A 16,953-nucleotide genomic window follows, 5' to 3' on the forward strand; every position below is an offset into this window, starting at 1 on the left:
CTCTGCAGTCCGCGAGGCCACCACGCACGGAGAGGATCCCCATGTCGAGAGACCGATCGGCTTCACAGTCCAGCGACAACCTCACGCTGGCCGACTTCTTTTCCGCCACCGATGCGCGCCGCGACCGATGGAGCCGGCTGCAGGCGTGCGCGGAAGCCTATGCCGCGGGCCGCGGTGACCGTGCCAAGCTGGCGTCTGAAATCGGCGCGCTGTTCGCGGAAATGGAGCCGCTCGAGAACTACTGGGCCTACCCGGGCACCGGACTGATGCGCGCGCTGCGGGAACTGGCCGAGGGGCGCGACGCCCCCGGCTTCGCCAGTGCCGTGCACCGGATCAAGACGGCGATCTTCTCCAGCGCGTACCGGCGAGACCCGGCCGCCTGGAACCTCGAAGAGGAAAGCGGCGACATGAGCTTTGCCGACCGCCTGCCCCCCGGCATGGCGCCCGATGTAGCGCAGCGGCCCTACTTCGAACTGCTCACCGTGGCGCCGGAAAGCGCGCGAACCAACCAGCCGCAACGCGAGCTGCGCAAGCTCCGGCGACCCGAGGATCCGTTCACCTATGAGACGGTGCCGACCTTCACTTTCGAAGACGCGCTCGTCGCCACCATCGTCAACACCAACATCCAGGCCGTGGTGATCTACGACGGCTTTCAGTTCAAGTCGCGCCATGCGCTGCCCGCGCTGGGCGATCTGCTCCGGCGCCACGGCGAGATCGAGGACGACGGCATGCCGCGCAACTACGGCCTGCGCCTGGCCAGCGGGATCAAGAAGATCCGCCCCGAGCTCGACGTGTACCTTGTGAGCGAGCGCGGCGTCGAGGAAGCCGCCACCAGCGAGTTGAGCCGGCTGGTGCGGCGGGTGTTCTACGAGGTCGAGGAACTGATGGAGATCCACCTGAGCATCCTCGCCGGCGTGATGGAACGCTACGAGACGCCCTATTTCGACAACCTGAAGAAGTACGCGGCCCGGCCCGTTGGCACCTTCCACGCGCTGCCGGTCGCCCGCGGCAAGTCGATCTTCAAGTCGCACTGGATCCGTGACATGGGCCACTTCTATGGCGCCAATCTGTTCCTGGCGGAATCCTCGGCCACCTCCGGCGGCCTGGACAGCCTGCTCGACCCGGTGGGCAACATCAAGGAGGCGCAGGAGAAGGCAGCACGCGCCTTCGGCGCGCACCACGTCTTCTTCGGAACCAACGGCACCTCGACCTCGAACAAGATCGTGGTGCAGGCCCTGTGCCGGCCGGGCGACATCGTGCTGATCGACCGAAACTGCCACAAGTCGCACCACTACGGCCTGGTGCTCGCCGGCTCGCAGCCACTGTACCTGGAAGCCTTCCCGATGGTGCAGTACTCGATGTACGGCGCCGTGCCGCTGCGCACGATCAAGCAGGCGCTGCTCACGTTGAAGGCCGAAGGCAAGCTGGACAAGGCGCGCCTGGTGGACCTGACCAACTGCACCTTCGACGGCCACATGTACAACTGCCGGCGCGTGATGGAGGAGTGCCTGGCGATCAAGCCCGACCTGATCTTCCTGTGGGACGAGGCCTGGTTCGGCTTCGCCCGTTTCTCTGCCTTCCACCGCCGGCGCACGGGCATGGGCGCGGCCCAGGCGATCGAGGAAATGCTGGCCTCGGCCTCCTACCGGGACGCCTACGAGGAATGGAAGTCCAAGATGAAGGGCAAGGTTGGCGACGACCTGGATCCCAACGATCCCGCCCTGCTGGACACGCGGCTCATGCCCGACCCCGACCGCACGCGCCTGCGCGTGTACCAGACCAACTCGACCCACAAGTCGATGTCGGCGCTGCGCCAGGGCTCGATGATCTTCGTGCGCGACCAGGATTTCGTGCACGTCGAGGAGCAGTTCCACGAGGCCTTCTACACGCACACGTCCACCTCGCCCAACCTGCAGATCATCGCCTCGCTCGACCTGGCTCGGCGGCAGATGGAGTTGGAAGGCTACGAACTGGTGCTGTCGTCGATCGACCTGGCGCTGGACCTGCGCAAGCAGGTCAACAACCATCCGCTGATCTCCAAGTACTTCCACATCACCACGCCGGGCGAGATGGTGCCCCGGGAGTTCCGCGAGTCGGGGGTCGAGGACTACGGCCGCCCGAACGCGAGCTGGGACCGGGTGCTGGAGGCCTGGGAAAACGACGAGTTCGCGCTCGACCCCACCCGGCTGACCATCGTCACCGGCCGGGCGGGCTACGACGGCACGCAGTTCAAGGGGCTGCTGGCCTCCAAGTACGACGTCCAGATCAACAAGACCTCGCGCAATTCGATCCTGGTGCAGACCAACATCAACAACTCGCGCAGCGACGTCGCCCACCTGCTGAAGGTGCTGGCTGATGTGTCACGCGATGTGGAGCAGAGGCTGGCCGAGGGCGGCGCCGCGGCACAGGAAGCGTTCAAGGCGCGCGTGAAGGCGCTGATGGAGGACGTCCCCGACCTGCCGAACTTCAGCCGTTTCCACGAGGTGTACCGCGACAACGCCAAGAGCGGCACCTCGGAAGGACACATGCGGGCCGCCTTCTTCTCCGCCTACCGCGAAGAGCAATGCGAACACATGAAGCTGAACCATCCGGACGTGGATGTCCGCATCCAGAAGGGGCCTCCGCTGGTGTCGGCCAACTTCGTGATCCCCTACCCGCCGGGCTTCCCGATCATGGTGCCTGGGCAGGTGATCGAAGCGGACACGATCGAGTTCATGCGCAAGCTCGACGTCAAGGAGATCCATGGCTACAACGCCTCGCTCGGCCTGAAACTGCTCAAGCCCGAGGCCATTAGCCAACGCGCCACCTCGAAAAAGGGGCCGGCACCGGAGCTTTGAAATAGCCGGCGCCGGAGCTATAGCGTTTGTGCCACATCAGCGACGAAACCGACGTAACAACCGAAGTAACAACCAGCTGGGGAGCTGACCATGAAAGACATCTTCGAGTGGCTTGCGAAAAACCCATTCATGCTGCTGTTCGTGACCGTGGGCCTCGCGGTCTGGGTCGGCAAGTTCAGCGTGAAGGGCTACGGGCTGGGCATGGTGGCAGCGGCGATCGTCGTTGGTTGCGCGATGTCCACCTGGGCGTCGCTGTACGGGGTCAAGCTGGAGTTGAACAACTTCGCGAAGAGCCTCTTCTACTACCTGTTCATGTATGGCGTGGGGCTGCGCGTCGGACCCTCGTTTGTTAACAGCTTGAAAGGGGACGGGCTCAAGTTCACTTTCCTGGCGCTACTCTCATCGCTCATGGGATTGGCACTCTGCGTCATCGGTGCACGCTGGCTCGACTTGCCCATGGGCGCGGCCGGCGGCCTGGTGGCCGGTTCGCAGACCATGTCCGCGGCCATCGGCTCGGCTGAACAGGCGGTGGAACAGGGCGCGGTGCAACTGGCTTCGGGCACCACGCCTGAACAGGTGTCCGCGATGATCGCGCTGTCCTACGGCATCAGCTACATCTGGGGCACGGTCGGCATCATCCTGATCTGCAAGTACCTACCCCGCTGGTGGGGCATCGATGCCAGAGCCGCCGCCATCCAGTACGAAAAGGAAAACGGCGTTCGCAACGTCGATGACGCGGGGCTGACCGGCTACCGGCCATTCGCCGCGCGGGCCTACAAGCTCGAAAACCGCGAATGGGCTGGCAAGAGCATCCAGGATTTCCGGAACAAGTATCCGGAATATCGCGTGCTGAACGTGCGGCGTGGCGAGGACCTGCTGGGCGCGGACCCCGACGTCAGGCTCCAAGCGAACGACATCATCGCGCTGGCCGGCACCCGTGGGGACATGACCCAGCACATGGGCGCGCTCGGGCCGGAAATCGACGACGCGAGGACGCTGAACGTCCCGCTGGCGCAGGCCGAGATCCTGATGACCAACAAGGAGGCCGTGGGGCGGGAACTGGGTTCGTTCAGCCGCGGTGAACTGGCGGGTCAGGTTCAGGTCACGCGCATCGAACGCGCAGGGCAGCCGATCCCGGTGGGCACCGGCACGAAGCTGCAGCGCCTGGACGTCATGTTCGTCGCGGGCTTGACTGATGCGGTGAAGCGGGCCGGCGAGATCCTCGGCCGCATCGCCACGCCCAACACCAGCACCGACCTGCTCACGCTGTCGGTGGGCATGATCCTGGGCCTGTTGATCGGCGCGATCTCCTTCCCGGCTTTCGGCGCCAGCGTGGGCCTGGGCAACGCCGGCGGCCTGCTGGTGTCCGGCGTCATCGTGTCCTCGCTGCAGTCGCGGCTGCGCTTCTTCGGCAACACGCCGAACGCCGCGCGCAACATCCTCGAGGACCTGGGCCTGGTGGTGTTCGTGTGCATCGTCGGCATCAATGCCGGCAATTCGCTGCTGTCTCAGCTGACCGGGGCGCTCGCGCTCAAGATCTTCCTGGTTGGCTTCGTCGCCTGCACCATCCCGCCCTTCATCGTGTGGGCGCTGGGCTATCACGTTTTCAAGATCAATCCCGCCGTGCTGATGGGCGGTGTCGCGGGCGCGCGCTCGCACTCCGGCCCCTGCCGCGAGGCGGCCAAGGAAATCAACAGCTCCGTACCGTGGATCGGATTCCCGGTCGGATATGCCGTGTCCGGCATCCTGCTGACGATCTTCGGCTACTTCGCGATGGTGCTTGCCGCTAGATGAAGTTTTTTGACAGGAGCTGATGACCATGACGAAGATGAAGTTGATTTCCCTCGTTCCGCTGTCGATGGCTGGAGCGGCACTAGCGCAGGTGGGTGGCACCGGCGGCGCCGCGGTAACCACCAGCAACGTCAGCCTCTTCGGCGTGGTCGACATCGCAGCGTCCTGGGGCAAGGGCGATGTCGCGGATTCGACCCGTCTGGTGCAAGGCGCCAACACCCAATCACGCGTCGGCTTCCGGGGCGTCGAGGATTTGGGCGGCGGTGTAGGTGCCGGCTTCTGGCTGGAAGCGGGGGTGAACGCCGACAACGGGACAGGCGCGGCCTCCAACACCAACAACCAGTTGCTCCCCGCGGGGGCGACGCCCAACAACGGCGCCGGCGGCCTCACCTTCAACCGCCGGTCGACGGTAAGCCTGCTGAGCCGGTTCGGCGAATTGCGCCTCGGGCGCGACTATGTCGCCACCTACCGCAACCGCGACCAGGTCGACCCCTTCACCACCAACGGCGTCGGCGGCAACGTGGCGGATCAGCTCAACATCACGCCGGTGACGGGCGTGCGCGCCTCGAACATGATCGGCTACTTCCTCCCGGGCAACCTGGGCGGCTTCTTCGGCGAGGCGCAGTACTTCATGGGCGAGAACCCCGACAACACCGTGAACGACAAGGACGGCAGCGGCTACCAGGCCCGGCTGGGATGGGCGAGCGGTCCCTTCGGCATCGCGGCCGCCTACGGGGTCACGCGCTATGCCACGACGGCCACCATTGGCGACGTCACCTCCTGGAACGTGGGCGGCCACTGGGACTTCGGCTTCCTGAGGCTCATGGGCGGCTGGTACGACGACCAGATGGATTCGCTGGTGAAGGTCAACGCCGAAGGCTACCTGGTCGGCGCGGTGATGCCGATCGGCGCCGGCGAGCTCAAGGCCTCGTTCTCGTCGTACGAGACGGATGCCGCCACCAACCCGACGGCACGCAAGATCGCCGTCGGCTACGTGCACAACATGTCCAAGCGCACGGCGGCCTATGTGACCTACGCGCACCTGGAGAACCGCGGCTCGGCGGCCGCCAGCCTGGCCGGCTCGATCACTGCCCCGGGCAAGAACTCCGACGGCATCGACGTCGGCCTGAAGCACAGCTTCTGAACCGACGAGAGGGAGCGTGGCCGGGAGCGCGCCTGGCGTCGTGAACCAGCCCTGAAACATGGGCTGGCTCGCCGGCTATTTCGAGAAGTACCCCGAGATCGCCGTCTTCCTCGCGATCGGCCTGGGGTACTGGATCGGTAGCTGGAAGGTCCGCGGGATCGGCCTGGGTCCCGTGACCGGATCGCTCCTGGCCGGGGTGCTGGTCGGCTACTTCTGGCACGTGCCAGTTTCCGACACCGCGAAGGCGCTCCTGTTCCTGATGTTCATGTACGGCATCGGCTATTCGGCCGGGCCGGGTTTCGTTCGCGGCGTGCGTGAGGGCGGCTGGCGCTGGGTGGTGCTGGGCTGCGTGGTCCCGCTGACCGGCCTGCTGGCCGCTTACGCCATGGCCAAGCTGCTCAAGCTCGAACTCGGTTTCGCGTCCGGCATGATGTCCGGCGGCCTGACCGAGTCGCCGATCATCGGCACGACCAGCGAGGCGATCCGCAGCCTGAACATCCCCGAAGAGGAGAAGCACCGGCTGATCTCCCAGATCCCGGTGGCCGACGCGCTGTGCTACCTGTTCGGCACCATCGGCGTGATCCTGTTCTGCTCACACGTAGGCCCCTGGCTGCTGCGCGTCGACCTGAAGGCGGAGGCACGCAAGCTCGAAGAGGAAATGGGCATCGAGCGTGTCGCGCCGGGCGTGAGTTCGGCCTGGCAGATGTTCGAGTTCCGGGCCTACGAGGTCGTGCCCGGCGGCGAGGCGGATGGCATGAGCATCGGCCAGGCCGAAAGCCACATCGCCAATGAACGCATCTTCATCGAGCGTGTACGGCGCGGCGGTGAGGTCCTGACTGCGTCGAGCGAGTTCGTCCTCCGGGCCGGCGACGTGGTGGCCGCCATGGGGCCCCAGGAGTCGCTGCTGCGCGTCATGGGCGAGCGGCGCGAGGTCGCCGACCGCGAGTTGCTGGACGTGCCCTCGGCCACCTTCGACGTGGTGATCCGCAGCCGCTCGCTGTCCGGACGCACGCTGGCGGACATCGCGAGCGATGCGCAGCAGATGCGCGGCGTGTTCCTGAAATCCATCCGGCGCGGGGGCGAGAAGATTCCCATCGGGCCGGGCACGAAGATCTACCAGGGCGATCTCCTGACCTTGCACGGCCTCGAACCCGCGGTGCGGCGCGTGGCGGCGCTGGCGGGGGACGTGCTGCAGGAACAGGGCACCGACTACCTGGCGCTGGGCCTGGGCATCTTCGCGGGCGCATTGCTCGGCGCGGCAGTCGCGTTCCCGATCGGCGGCATCCATGTCGCCCTCGGCTCCAGCGTCGCGACCCTGCTGCTCGGCCTGGCCATGGGCTGGCGCAATTCCGTGCGGCCCAGCTTCGCCATCCTGGCGCCCGACGCGATCGATTTCATGAAATCCATTGGCCTGGCCGGCTTCGTCGCCATGATCGGCCTGAAAGCTGGGCCGGTGTTCGTCAAGGCCCTGCAGGAAGTCGGGCTCACGGTATTCCTCGGCGGCGTGGTGGTGACACTGGTGCCGCAGATCACCGGCCTGCTCGTCGGCCGTTACGTGCTGCGGCTCAACCCGCTGCTGCTGCTCGGCGGACTCGCCGGCGCGCAGACCATGACGGCGGGACTGGCCGCGGTACAGGAGCGCTCGGACAGCCCGGTCGCCGTCATCGGCTATTCCAGCACCGTGGCGTTCGGGCACGTGCTGCTCTCGATCGGCGGCACCGCCCTGGTGTGGATGCTGCACGCCTGAGGGCACCGGCCTACGAAGCCAACTAGTCCCTCCGGACGATGCGTGCTAGTCCTGGCGGGGGATAGCCGGCTGCATGGGCGCCTCCTACAGTTCCTTTCCAGGAGGGACTCGCCATGAATAGAACCAGCCAAATGGGGATTCGCCGCCGCGCCTTCGTCGGCTGCGGTGCGCTGCTGCTGCTCCCCACCGCCTCGCTCGCGTTGCCCGTGGCGGCACAGGGGCTCCCGCTCAGCGGAGCCATCAACAGGTCGGGCAAGATGCGCGCGCTGTCGCAGCGCCTGTCCAAGGCTTATGTGCAGGCCACGCTGAACGTGTTGCCGGATCGCGCGCGCGACATCCAGGCGGCCAGCCGGCAGCTGCTCACGACCAGCCTGTCCGACCTGGGCGCCGGTTCGCTGGCCGCCGACACGCGCCGCCTGCTGCAGGCGCTGGACAGGGACTGCCAGGGCCTGTTGGAGATCGTGTCCACGCCGCGCCGGGACACGCTGGAGGTCGCTCGCAGCGCCGACGTGGTGCTGGAGGCGGCCGACCGCCTGACCAAGGCCTTCGAAACCCAGAGCCAGCAGGGCAACGCGAAGATCGTCAACGTCGCCGGCCGCCAGCGCATGCTGTCGCAGCGCGCTGCGCGTGCCTACTTCCTGGTGGCGGCCGGCCACGACACGCCCGCCGTGCGCACCCAACTCGCGAACGCGCGCAACGAGTTCAACCAGGGGCTGGCGACCTTGCAGGCTGCGTCGATCTCCACGCCCGCGATCCGCAACGAGCTGGAACTGGCGCGCAGCCAGTGGCTGTTCTACGAGAGCGCGCTGGGCAAGACGGCCAGCGCCGACGCCTTGCAAACGGTCGCCACGACGAGCGAGCGGGTGTTCGAGGTGATGGACAACCTCACCTCGCTGTACGACGCTGCGTTGCGCGATTTGCTCGGGTAGGCGCCAGGCGTTGATCGCCGCAGCGCGCGCCAATCAACGCTGGGTGGCGTTGTCCTCGAGGGCCGCAGGGAAGGTCGAGGGGCTGCCGTGCTGCTGCTGGTGACGCAGCGCGCGTTCGGCTTTCATGCGTTCCAGCGCGCTGGCGGCACCGGTGCCGCTCCGCAGTTCATTCATCAGGCTGGCAGATTGTTCCCACACGGGAGGCTGGAACTGCGTGCTGTCGTTGGCGCTCATGGATCTCTCTTATCTCTCTTGTTTGTTCGACTCGCTCTTGGAACTGCGTGCGCGCAATCTACCAAAATTGTGCCGGCACAGCAGACAATTTTTTCGACTCGAAACCATGGGCTTGGCATGATCCGTGCTGCCCTTCGCCGGGCCGCGATGCGCCATGGATGAGCATACGTTGCTTCGATGGGACAATGCGCCCCGTGGACAAGCCATCCAGCCCGATCGCGCCGGCGTCCGGCCGCGCCAACGGCGAAACGCCGGGCGCGCGCGCGGCCTCGCTCGCCGCGGCCGCCGCAGCCGGTCACTTCGACGAGCTGCTCGGGGGTGAGTCGCCCGCTGCGGCCGCCGGCGCCCTGCCCTGCCCACCCTGGCAGCGCTTCTTCGACACGCTGGGCCGCGAGGGCCTGGGCGACCTGAACCGCCGCACCGCCAACCTGCAACGCCAGGTGCGCGACAACGGCATCACCTACAACGTCTACGCCGATGCGCACGGTCCGCAGCGGCCCTGGTCGCTGGACCTCTTTCCGCTGCTGGTGGCGCCGGAAAGCTGGGAACGGATCGAAGCGGGCGTGCTGCAGCGCGCGGCCTTGCTCGAACGCATCATGGAAGACGCGTACGGCCCGCAGCAGTGCCTCAGTGCCAATCTGCTGCCGCCCGCGCTGGTGCAGGGCCACCCGGGCTTCCTGCGAGCCATGCGAGGGGTCCGGCCCGCAGCGGGCAGCTGGCTGCACGTCGTCGCCTTCGACCTGGCGCGCGACCCGCAGGGCCGCTGGTGGGTGGTGTCGCAGCGCACGCAGGCGCCCTCAGGCCTGGGCTACCTGCTCGAAAACCGGCAGATCGTCGCGCGCCTGTTTCCCGAGGCGTTCCGCGAACTGCGCGTCCAGCGCCTCGCGGACACCTATCACGGCTTCGTCGAGTCCCTGCGCGCGATGTGCCCCTCGTCCGCCGAGCCGCACATCGTGCTGCTCACGCCCGGGCCCTACAACGAAACCTACTTCGAGCACGCCTTTCTCGCCCGTCACCTGGGCCTCACGCTGGTCGAGGGCAGCGACCTCGTGGTGCGCGACGAGCGCCTGTTCCTCAAGACCATCGAGGGCCTGGAGCCGGTGCACGGCATCCTCAAGCGCCTGGACGACGAGTTCCTCGATCCGCTGGAGATGCGCTCCGACTCGCAGCTCGGCGTACCGGGCCTGCTGCAGGTGATCCGCGCCGGCCACGTCCTGATGGCCAACGCGCCGGGCTCCGCCTTCCTCGAATCGCCGGGGCTGCTGGGATTCCTGCCGGCCCTGTCGCGCCGCCTGCTGGGCGAAGAACTCGCCTTGCCGTCGTTGCCGACCTGGTGGTGCGGCGAGCGCGTCGCCATGCAGGACGCGCTGCCGCAGCTGGCCCGCCAGGTCGTCAAGCCCACCTACGTCGGCGCCGGCAGCGCGCATGGCCCTTCGCTCTCGCCCGGCGAGCAGGCAGAACTGGTCCGCCGGATCGAACGCGAGCCCGACGAGCACACGCTGCAGTCCTGGCTGCCGCTGGCGCAGATGCCCACCTGGGCGCACGGCATGGCGGGCGATCGCATCGTCCCGCGCTCGTTCATGCTGCGGGTCTTCGCCGTCTCCAGCGGCCCGGGGGCCTGGCGCGTGCTGCCCGGCGGCCTCACGCGCATCGCCAGCACCAACGCCGACATCGCCTCGATGCAGCGCGGCGGCAGCAGCGCCGATACCTGGGTGCTCTCCCCCGGGCCGGTGGACATCGCCGCGCTCGCGCCGCCCGGCCAGCTGGCCCTCCATCCGGCGCCGCGCCGCGGCGTCACCAGCCGCGCCGCGGAGAACCTGTTCTGGCTGGGTCGCTATACCGAGCGCACGGAGAACGCCGCGCGGCTCGCCGGGCTGCTGCTCGAAAGCCTGGGGGGCGAAGAGCAGGCCTCGCCTCCGCTGCTCGGCTGGCTGGAGCAGCTGGCGCGATTCACCGGACTGGCGCCGGCCGATGCGCCGCCGGTGCAGCAGCGCCGCGCGTTCGAGCGCACGCTGATCGACGCGCTGGCGAAGGCCGGCGCCGCCAGCGTGGGCCACAACCTGCGCGCCCTGCGCCATGCAGCGTCGGCGGTGCGCGAGCGCCTGTCGCAGGAGCACTGGAAGCTGACAGTGCGCGCCGAACAGGAGTTCGTTCGCGGCTGCCTGATCGTCACCCAGGATGGCGACCATTCACCGGTGGAGGCACGGCGCGTGCTGGAGTCGCTGCTGGGCGCCACCGCGGCGATGACCGGCGCGCAGGCCGACCGCATGATGCGCGATGACGGCTGGCGGCTGCTGTGGATCGGCCGGCACATCGAACGGCTCACCTTCCTGGCGTCGGTGCTCGGCCGCGCTTTGGAGGCCGGCGTGGTGGCGGATGAACTCGGTTTCGAGGCGGTGGTCGCACTGTTCGACGGCACCGCCACCTTCCATGCGCGCTACCAGCAGCGGCACGACATGCAGCCCCTGCTCGACCTGCTGGTGCTGGACCACGACAACCCGCGCTCGCTGGCCTCGGTGGCCAATGCCTTGCGCGCCGGCCTGGCCCGCCTGGAGGAAGGGACGAAGGAAACGCGACATGCCCTGACGCGCCAGGTGCCCGAGCCGCAGCTCTGGTCCATGGATGCCCTGTGCGAGCCGGGCGAACTCGAGGCGCTGGCGCAGCGCTGCACGGATGCGGCGTACCGGCTCTCCGACGGCCTGGGCTCGCGCTATTTCACCCACTCCGCCGACCAGGGCCACAGCGTCGGCGTTTGAAGGATATTGGCGTGCTGCTGAACATCGTGCACGAAACGCGCTACGAGTACGCGCCTCCGGTGAAGACCGCGCAGCACATGGCGCACCTGCGGCCGCTGGAAACCGCCCATCAGCAACTGCTGGCGCACGAGCTCGTTATCGCGCCCGCCCCCGCGCAGTCCAGCGACACCCGCGATGCCTTCGGCAACACGCGCACCTTCTTCAGCCTGCCGGTGCATCACGACCGGTTGCGGGTGGTGGCGAGCAGCACCGTGCTGACCTCGTCCGCGCCCGTAGTTGACGGCGCGGTCCGCTGGGATGAAGCGAGCGAGCGCCTGCGCTATCACCGCGAGGCGGCGTTCGACCCCGCGTCCGAGTTCGCCTTTGCCTCACCCTTCGTGCCGCGGCACCCCGAGTTCCTCGACTACGCGCAAGACAGCTTCGCGCCGGGCCGCCCCCTGGTCGAAGCAGCGCGCGAGCTGATGGCGCGCATCCACCGCGATTTCGACTACCGGCCCGAAGCGACCGATGTGGGCACGCCGGCGCTGGATGTCCTGCGCCAGCGCCAGGGCGTGTGCCAGGACTTCGCCCACGTCATGCTGGCCTGCCTGCGCAGCCTGGGCCTGCCCGCGCGCTACGTCAGCGGCTACCTGCTGACCGAGCCGCCGCCGGGACAGGCGCGGCTGGTAGGAGGCGACGCCTCGCATGCCTGGGTTTCGGTGCATGTGCCGCAGGAGCGCGGCCCTGGCCGCTGGCTGGACCTGGACCCCACCAACGGCCGCACGCCCGGCCAGGACTACGTCGTGCTCGCGATCGGCCGCGACTACGGCGACGTGTCGCCGCTGCGCGGCGTGATCCAGGGCGGCGCGGATCACCGCCTGCATGTGGCCGTCACCGTGACGCCCGCTTCTACAATCGCCGCCTGATTTCAAGGAAAGAAGGAGCGCAGATGAGCATCAACGACAAGCTGAAGGAACTCGGCATCACCCTGCCGCCGGTTTCCACGCCCGCCGCCGCCTACGTGCCTTTCGTGCGCACCGGCAACCTGGTGTTCCTCTCGGGCCACATCGCCAGGAAGGACGGCAAGCCCTGGGTCGGCCAGCTGGGCAAGACCATGGGCACCGAGGAAGGCAAGCAGGCCGCGCGCGGCATCGCCATCGAGCTGATGGGCACGCTGCAGGCCGCGGTCGGCAACCTCGACAACGTCAAGCGCATCGTCAAAGTGATGAGCCTGGTGAACTCCGCGCCCGACTTCACCGAGCACCACCTGGTCACCAACGGCGCCAGCGAACTGCTGGGCCAGGTCTTCGGCGACAAGGGCGCGCATGCGCGCAGCGCCTTCGGCGTGGCTCAGATCCCGTTGGGGGCCTGCGTCGAGATCGAGTTGATTGCAGAAGTCTAGGCGGCCCTGCACCTTCCCCCTCCGGGGGAAGGTGGGATGGGGGCGCTTAGTTGCAAGGTTGGAGCGCCCCCACCCCAGCCCTCCCCCGAAGGGGGAGGGAGCAGTTCACCAGCTCTCGCGCAACTGCCGCTTGAGCACCTTGCCGATGTCGCTGCGCGGCAGTTCATCGAGATAGCGCACTCCCGACAGCCGTTGGGTCTTGCCCAGACGCGCATTGGCCCAGGCCTGCAATTCATCCTCGGCGGGCCCGCCGGGGCGCACCACCACGAAGGCCACCGGCGTCTCGCCCCACTCCGCCGACGGCACGCCCACCACGGCGGCATCGCCCACGCCCGGATGCTCGCGCAGCACGGCCTCGATGTCGCTTGGATAGACGTTGAAGCCGCCGGAAATCACCATGTCCTTGCGCCGGTCCATCAACGTGAGGAAACCGGCTTCATCGAAACGGCCCACGTCCCCCGTGCGGATGAAGCGGTGGCCATCGGCGTCGTACCACTCGGCTTCGCGGGTCTTGGCGGGCTGCTGGTGGTAGCGGCTCATCATCGCGGGTGAGCGCCCCACCACCTCGCCGATCTCGCCGGCCGCCAGTTCCTTCTCGTCCTCGTCGATCACGCGGATGTCGTGGCCTTCCGCGGGCCGTCCCACGGTATGCAGCTTGTCCGGGAAGTTGTGCGCCTCCAGGATGCAGGTGCCGCCCCCTTCGGTCATGCCATAAAACTCGACCAGGCCGCCCGGCCAGCGCTTGAGGATGTCGGCCTTCAACTCGGCGTGGAACGGCGCGCTGGTGCAGAACTTGTAGCGGAAGGCCGAGAGGTCGAAATCCTTGAACTCCGGCAGCGCCATGATGCGCTGGTACTGCACCGGCACCAGCATGGTGTGGGTGGCGCGCACCTGCTGCGCCAGCGCCAGGTAGGCGCGGGCGTCGAACCGCGGCGCGCCCAGCACGACGCAGCCGCCCTTGGCCACCGTCGGGAAGTAGCAGGTCAGCGTCGTGTTCGAGCACAGCGAGGTGGCCAGCATGGTCACGGTATCGGTGCCGTAGCCGAAGTTGTTGGCGCGCGCCACGTGCATCCAGCGCATGCCGTGCGGCTGCACGATGCCCTTGGGCGTGCCGGTGGTGCCCGACGAGTAGATGATGTTGAAGGGCCACTCGGGCCGCACCTCGACCGGCCGCGGCCGTGCGCCGTGCGGCAGCAGCCACTGCTCCAGCGAGGGCGAGGCGGAGGCGTCCATGTGGATGCGCTTCGCGCCGGTGTCGAACCCGGGCACGGAGGCATCGACGAAGAAGTGCCGCGCGCCGCAGTCCTGCACCATGGTCGCGATCTGGGCCGGCAAGGCCCCGGCCGGAAGCGGCGCGACCGCCGCGCCCGCGCGCAGGCCGCCGAGGAACAGGGCCGCGTACTCCAGCGAATTGGCGCCGCAGATCGCGATGCTTTCGGTCGGCGCCAGGCCGTCGCGCTGCAGCGACGCGGCGATGCGATCGGCCATCGCGTCCAGCTGAGCCCAGGCGACGCGGCGCCCGCCGTGGATCATGGCAATGGCCGCGGGCTGCGCCTGCGCGTGCTCACGCACGAGGTCGGCGATGGCGCGAAAAGGCGGGGCGGTGGACGGAATCGGCGGGGTGTGTTTGTACGGCATGAGCAGCAGAGGCGGCGGCCGCAGCCCGGCCACGAATACGGGTTCATCTTACGTCCCTGCTGCCCAGCTTTGTCCTAAACTAGCCGCGGCGCTTTCACCAAGGCGACAAACCGGCAGCGCGCGGCTTACCCGTTGCGACGCTGTCATTCGAATGACCACCACCCGACACAATCGGGCTGAAGGAAGGCAGATGAGCCAGCACCAGGCCTTGCGCTTGCACGTGCCGGAGCCCAGCGGGCGTCCCGGCTGCGCAACGGACTTCTCCTATCTCCACATCTCTCCCGCCGGCGCCGTTCGCCGTCCAGAGATCCAGACGACGGCCGCCGACACCAACGACCTTGCCTATGGCTTGATCCGTGTGCTGGACGAAGACGGCCAGGCCGTCGGCCCCTGGGCGCCGACCGACCTGGACGCCATGCGGCTGCGCAAGGGCCTGCGCGCCATGATGAAGACACGCATCTTCGACGCCCGCATGCTGATCGCGCAGCGGCAGAAGAAGCTTTCCTTCTACATGCAGAGCCTCGGCGAGGAGGCCATCGGCAGCGCGCACTCCTTCGCGCTGGAGCCGGGCGACATGTGCTTCCCCACCTATCGCCAGCAGAGCCTGCTGCTCGCGCGCGACGACATCCCGATGTGGGAAATGATGTGCCAGCTCATGAGCAACGAGCGCGATCCGATGCGCGGGCGCCAGTTGCCGGTGATGTACTCGTACAAGCGCGCGGGCTTCTTCAGCATCTCGGGCAACCTCGCGACCCAGTACATCCAGGCGGTGGGCTGGGGCATGGCTTCGGCGATCAAGGGCGACACCAAGATCGCCTCGGCCTGGATCGGCGACGGCGCCACCGCCGAGGCCGACTTCCACACCGCGTTGACCTTCGCGCACGTGTACCGCGCGCCGGTGATCCTCAACGTGGTGAACAACCAGTGGGCGATCTCGACCTTCCAGGCGATCGCCGGCGGCGAGCAGACCACCTTCGCCGCGCGCGGCGTCGGCTGCGGCATCGCCTCGCTGCGGGTGGACGGCAACGACTTCCTCGCGGTGTACGCGGCCTCGCGCTGGGCCGCCGAGCGCGCGCGCAGCAACCTCGGCCCGACGCTGATCGAATGGGTCAGCTACCGGGGCGGTCCGCATTCCACCTCGGACGACCCCTCCAAGTACCGCCCCGCCGACGACTGGCAGCGCTTCCCGCTGGGCGATCCGATCGCGCGACTCAAGCAGCACCTGATCCGGCTCGGCGAATGGTCCGAAGCGCAGCACGAGCAGGCGCAGAAGGAACTCGAGGCCGAAGTGGCCGCGGCCCAGAAGGAGGCCGAGAGCTACGGCACGCTGCTGGACGGCCACATCCCGAGCCCGGCCGGGATGTTCGAGGACGTCTACAAGGACATGCCGGAGCACCTGCGCCGGCAGCGCCAGGAACTGGGAGTCTGAGCCATGCTGACCAAGGTCAAATCTGAAACCGCGGCGCAGGCCGAGATGAAGTCCGTGCCCATGACCATGATCCAGGCGCTGCGCTCGGCGATGGACGTGATGATGGAGCGCGACGACAACGTGGTCGTGTTCGGCCAGGACGTGGGCTACTTCGGCGGCGTGTTCCGCGTCACCGAGGGACTGCAGGCCAAGTACGGCAAGTCGCGCTGCTTCGACGCGCCGATCTCCGAAGGCGGCATCGTCGGCGCCGCCGTCGGCATGGGCGCCTACGGACTGCGGCCGGTGGTGGAGATCCAGTTCGCCGACTACTTCTATCCGGCCTCCGACCAGATCGTGTCGGAAGCGGCGCGGCTGCGCTACCGTTCCGCCGGCGACTTCACCGCGCCCATGACCATCCGCATGCCCTGCGGCGGCGGCATCTACGGCGGCCAGACGCACAGCCAGAGTCCGGAGGCGCTGTTCACGCACGTGTGCGGCATCCGCACCGTGATGCCGAGCAATCCCTATGACGCCAAGGGCCTGCTGATCGCCTCGATCGAGAATGACGACCCGGTCATCTTCCTGGAGCCCAAGCGCCTGTACAACGGCCCGTTCGACGGCCACCACGACCGGCCGGTGGTGCCCTGGTCCAAGCACGAGATGGGCAACGTGCCCGAGGGCTACTACCAGGTGCCGCTGGAGTCGGCGGCGGTGTTCCGCCCGGGCAAGGACCTCACGGTGCTGGCCTACGGCACCATGGTCTGGGTCAGCGAATGCGCCGCGCGCGAAACCGGCATCGACGCCGAGGTCATCGACCTGCGCTCGATCTGGCCGCTCGACCTGGACACCATCGTCAACTCGGTGAAGAAGACCGGACGCTGCGTGGTGGTGCACGAAGCCACGCGCACCAGCGGCTTCGGCGCGGAACTCGTGTCGCTGGTGCAGGAGAACTGCTTCTACCACCTGGAGGCGCCGATCGAGCGCGTCGCCGGTTGGGACACGCCCTATCCGCATGCGCAGGAGTGGGCCTATTTCCCCGGTCCCGAGCGCGTGGGCGCCGCGATGAAGCGCGTGATGGAGGGTTGAGC

At 67.9% G+C, this 16,953-nt stretch carries 12 protein-coding genes; 10 read left to right on the forward strand and 2 right to left on the reverse strand.

What is annotated here, in order from left to right:
- Positions 1 to 41: 41 nt before the first annotated feature.
- The 5 genes from UC35_RS02045 to UC35_RS02065 all read left to right on the forward strand — a co-directional run bounded on the left by UC35_RS02045 (position 42) and on the right by UC35_RS02065 (position 8,448).
- Complete coding sequence (locus tag UC35_RS02045) at positions 42 to 2,837, forward strand: decarboxylase (protein WP_061495704.1); 2,796 nt, start codon at positions 42 to 44, stop codon at positions 2,835 to 2,837.
- 90 nt (positions 2,838 to 2,927) lie between these two features.
- A complete protein-coding gene (locus tag UC35_RS02050; protein WP_061495706.1) occupies positions 2,928 to 4,631 on the forward strand; it encodes an aspartate:alanine exchanger family transporter in 1,704 nt (567 codons plus the stop codon).
- Positions 4,632 to 4,656: 25 nt separating this feature from the next.
- Complete coding sequence (locus UC35_RS02055; RefSeq protein WP_227820431.1) at positions 4,657 to 5,772, forward strand: porin; 1,116 nt, start codon at positions 4,657 to 4,659, stop codon at positions 5,770 to 5,772.
- Positions 5,773 to 5,830: 58 nt separating this feature from the next.
- A complete protein-coding gene (locus UC35_RS02060; protein WP_061495710.1) occupies positions 5,831 to 7,519 on the forward strand; it encodes a TrkA C-terminal domain-containing protein in 1,689 nt (562 codons plus the stop codon).
- 113 nt (positions 7,520 to 7,632) lie between these two features.
- Positions 7,633 to 8,448, forward strand: a complete 816-nt coding sequence (locus UC35_RS02065; RefSeq protein ID WP_082792547.1) for a type IV pili methyl-accepting chemotaxis transducer N-terminal domain-containing protein — start codon at positions 7,633 to 7,635, stop codon at positions 8,446 to 8,448.
- 33 nt (positions 8,449 to 8,481) lie between these two features.
- Here the strand turns inward: UC35_RS02065 and UC35_RS02070 are convergent, their stop codons facing one another.
- Positions 8,482 to 8,682, reverse strand: a complete 201-nt coding sequence (locus tag UC35_RS02070; RefSeq protein WP_061495714.1) for a hypothetical protein — start codon at positions 8,680 to 8,682, stop codon at positions 8,482 to 8,484.
- Between the two features lie 185 nt (positions 8,683 to 8,867).
- On the opposite strand from UC35_RS02070, the gene UC35_RS02075 reads away from it, so the two are divergent.
- Genes UC35_RS02075 through UC35_RS02085 form a run of 3 tightly spaced genes read left to right on the forward strand, consistent with a single transcriptional unit; the run spans position 8,868 to position 12,819 of the window.
- Complete coding sequence (locus UC35_RS02075) at positions 8,868 to 11,438, forward strand: circularly permuted type 2 ATP-grasp protein (protein WP_061495716.1); 2,571 nt, start codon at positions 8,868 to 8,870, stop codon at positions 11,436 to 11,438.
- An 11-nt stretch (positions 11,439 to 11,449) separates the two neighbouring features.
- Entirely contained in the window at positions 11,450 to 12,343 is an 894-nt protein-coding gene (locus UC35_RS02080; protein ID WP_061495718.1) for a transglutaminase family protein, read from the forward strand.
- 23 nt (positions 12,344 to 12,366) lie between these two features.
- Positions 12,367 to 12,819 carry a RidA family protein gene (locus tag UC35_RS02085; RefSeq protein WP_061495720.1) on the forward strand — a complete coding sequence of 151 codons (453 nt, stop codon included), beginning with the start codon at positions 12,367 to 12,369 and terminating at the stop codon, positions 12,817 to 12,819.
- A 105-nt stretch (positions 12,820 to 12,924) separates the two neighbouring features.
- On the opposite strand, the gene UC35_RS02090 is transcribed toward UC35_RS02085, so the two are convergent.
- The gene (locus UC35_RS02090; RefSeq protein WP_061503634.1) at positions 12,925 to 14,457 is read right to left on the reverse strand and encodes a class I adenylate-forming enzyme family protein; all 1,533 of its coding nucleotides are present in this window, start codon (positions 14,455 to 14,457) and stop codon (positions 12,925 to 12,927) included.
- Positions 14,458 to 14,647: 190 nt separating this feature from the next.
- Between UC35_RS02090 and UC35_RS02095 the strand changes: the two genes are divergently transcribed.
- Both UC35_RS02095 and UC35_RS02100 read left to right on the forward strand, forming a co-directional pair.
- A complete protein-coding gene (locus UC35_RS02095) occupies positions 14,648 to 15,886 on the forward strand; it encodes a 3-methyl-2-oxobutanoate dehydrogenase (2-methylpropanoyl-transferring) subunit alpha (protein WP_061495722.1) in 1,239 nt (412 codons plus the stop codon).
- Positions 15,887 to 15,931: 45 nt separating this feature from the next.
- Positions 15,932 to 16,951, forward strand: coding sequence for an alpha-ketoacid dehydrogenase subunit beta (locus tag UC35_RS02100; protein ID WP_173861276.1), 1,020 nt, complete (start codon positions 15,932 to 15,934; stop codon positions 16,949 to 16,951).
- The last annotated feature ends 2 nt before the right edge of the window (positions 16,952 to 16,953 follow it).

Origin of the sequence: Ramlibacter tataouinensis (assembly GCF_001580455.1) — a bacterium.
GTDB lineage: Bacteria > Pseudomonadota > Gammaproteobacteria > Burkholderiales > Burkholderiaceae_C > Ramlibacter > Ramlibacter tataouinensis_B.

What these genes read in the sequence shown, in the direction of transcription:
- UC35_RS02055 (WP_227820431.1), top strand. Translation starts at nt 4,657, where the DNA reads ATGACGAAGATGAAGTTGATTTCCCTCGTTCCGCTGTCGATGGCTGGA.
- UC35_RS02045 (WP_061495704.1), top strand. Translation starts at nt 42, where the DNA reads ATGTCGAGAGACCGATCGGCTTCACAGTCCAGCGACAACCTCACGCTG.
- UC35_RS02075 (WP_061495716.1), top strand. Translation starts at nt 8,868, where the DNA reads ATGCGCCCCGTGGACAAGCCATCCAGCCCGATCGCGCCGGCGTCCGGC.
- UC35_RS02070 (WP_061495714.1), bottom strand. Translation starts at nt 8,682, where the DNA reads ATGAGCGCCAACGACAGCACGCAGTTCCAGCCTCCCGTGTGGGAACAA.
- UC35_RS02050 (WP_061495706.1), top strand. Translation starts at nt 2,928, where the DNA reads ATGAAAGACATCTTCGAGTGGCTTGCGAAAAACCCATTCATGCTGCTG.
- UC35_RS02060 (WP_061495710.1), top strand. Translation starts at nt 5,831, where the DNA reads ATGGGCTGGCTCGCCGGCTATTTCGAGAAGTACCCCGAGATCGCCGTC.
- UC35_RS02100 (WP_173861276.1), top strand. Translation starts at nt 15,932, where the DNA reads ATGAAGTCCGTGCCCATGACCATGATCCAGGCGCTGCGCTCGGCGATG.
- UC35_RS02085 (WP_061495720.1), top strand. Translation starts at nt 12,367, where the DNA reads ATGAGCATCAACGACAAGCTGAAGGAACTCGGCATCACCCTGCCGCCG.
- UC35_RS02065 (WP_082792547.1), top strand. Translation starts at nt 7,633, where the DNA reads ATGAATAGAACCAGCCAAATGGGGATTCGCCGCCGCGCCTTCGTCGGC.
- UC35_RS02090 (WP_061503634.1), bottom strand. Translation starts at nt 14,457, where the DNA reads ATGCCGTACAAACACACCCCGCCGATTCCGTCCACCGCCCCGCCTTTT.
- UC35_RS02095 (WP_061495722.1), top strand. Translation starts at nt 14,648, where the DNA reads ATGAGCCAGCACCAGGCCTTGCGCTTGCACGTGCCGGAGCCCAGCGGG.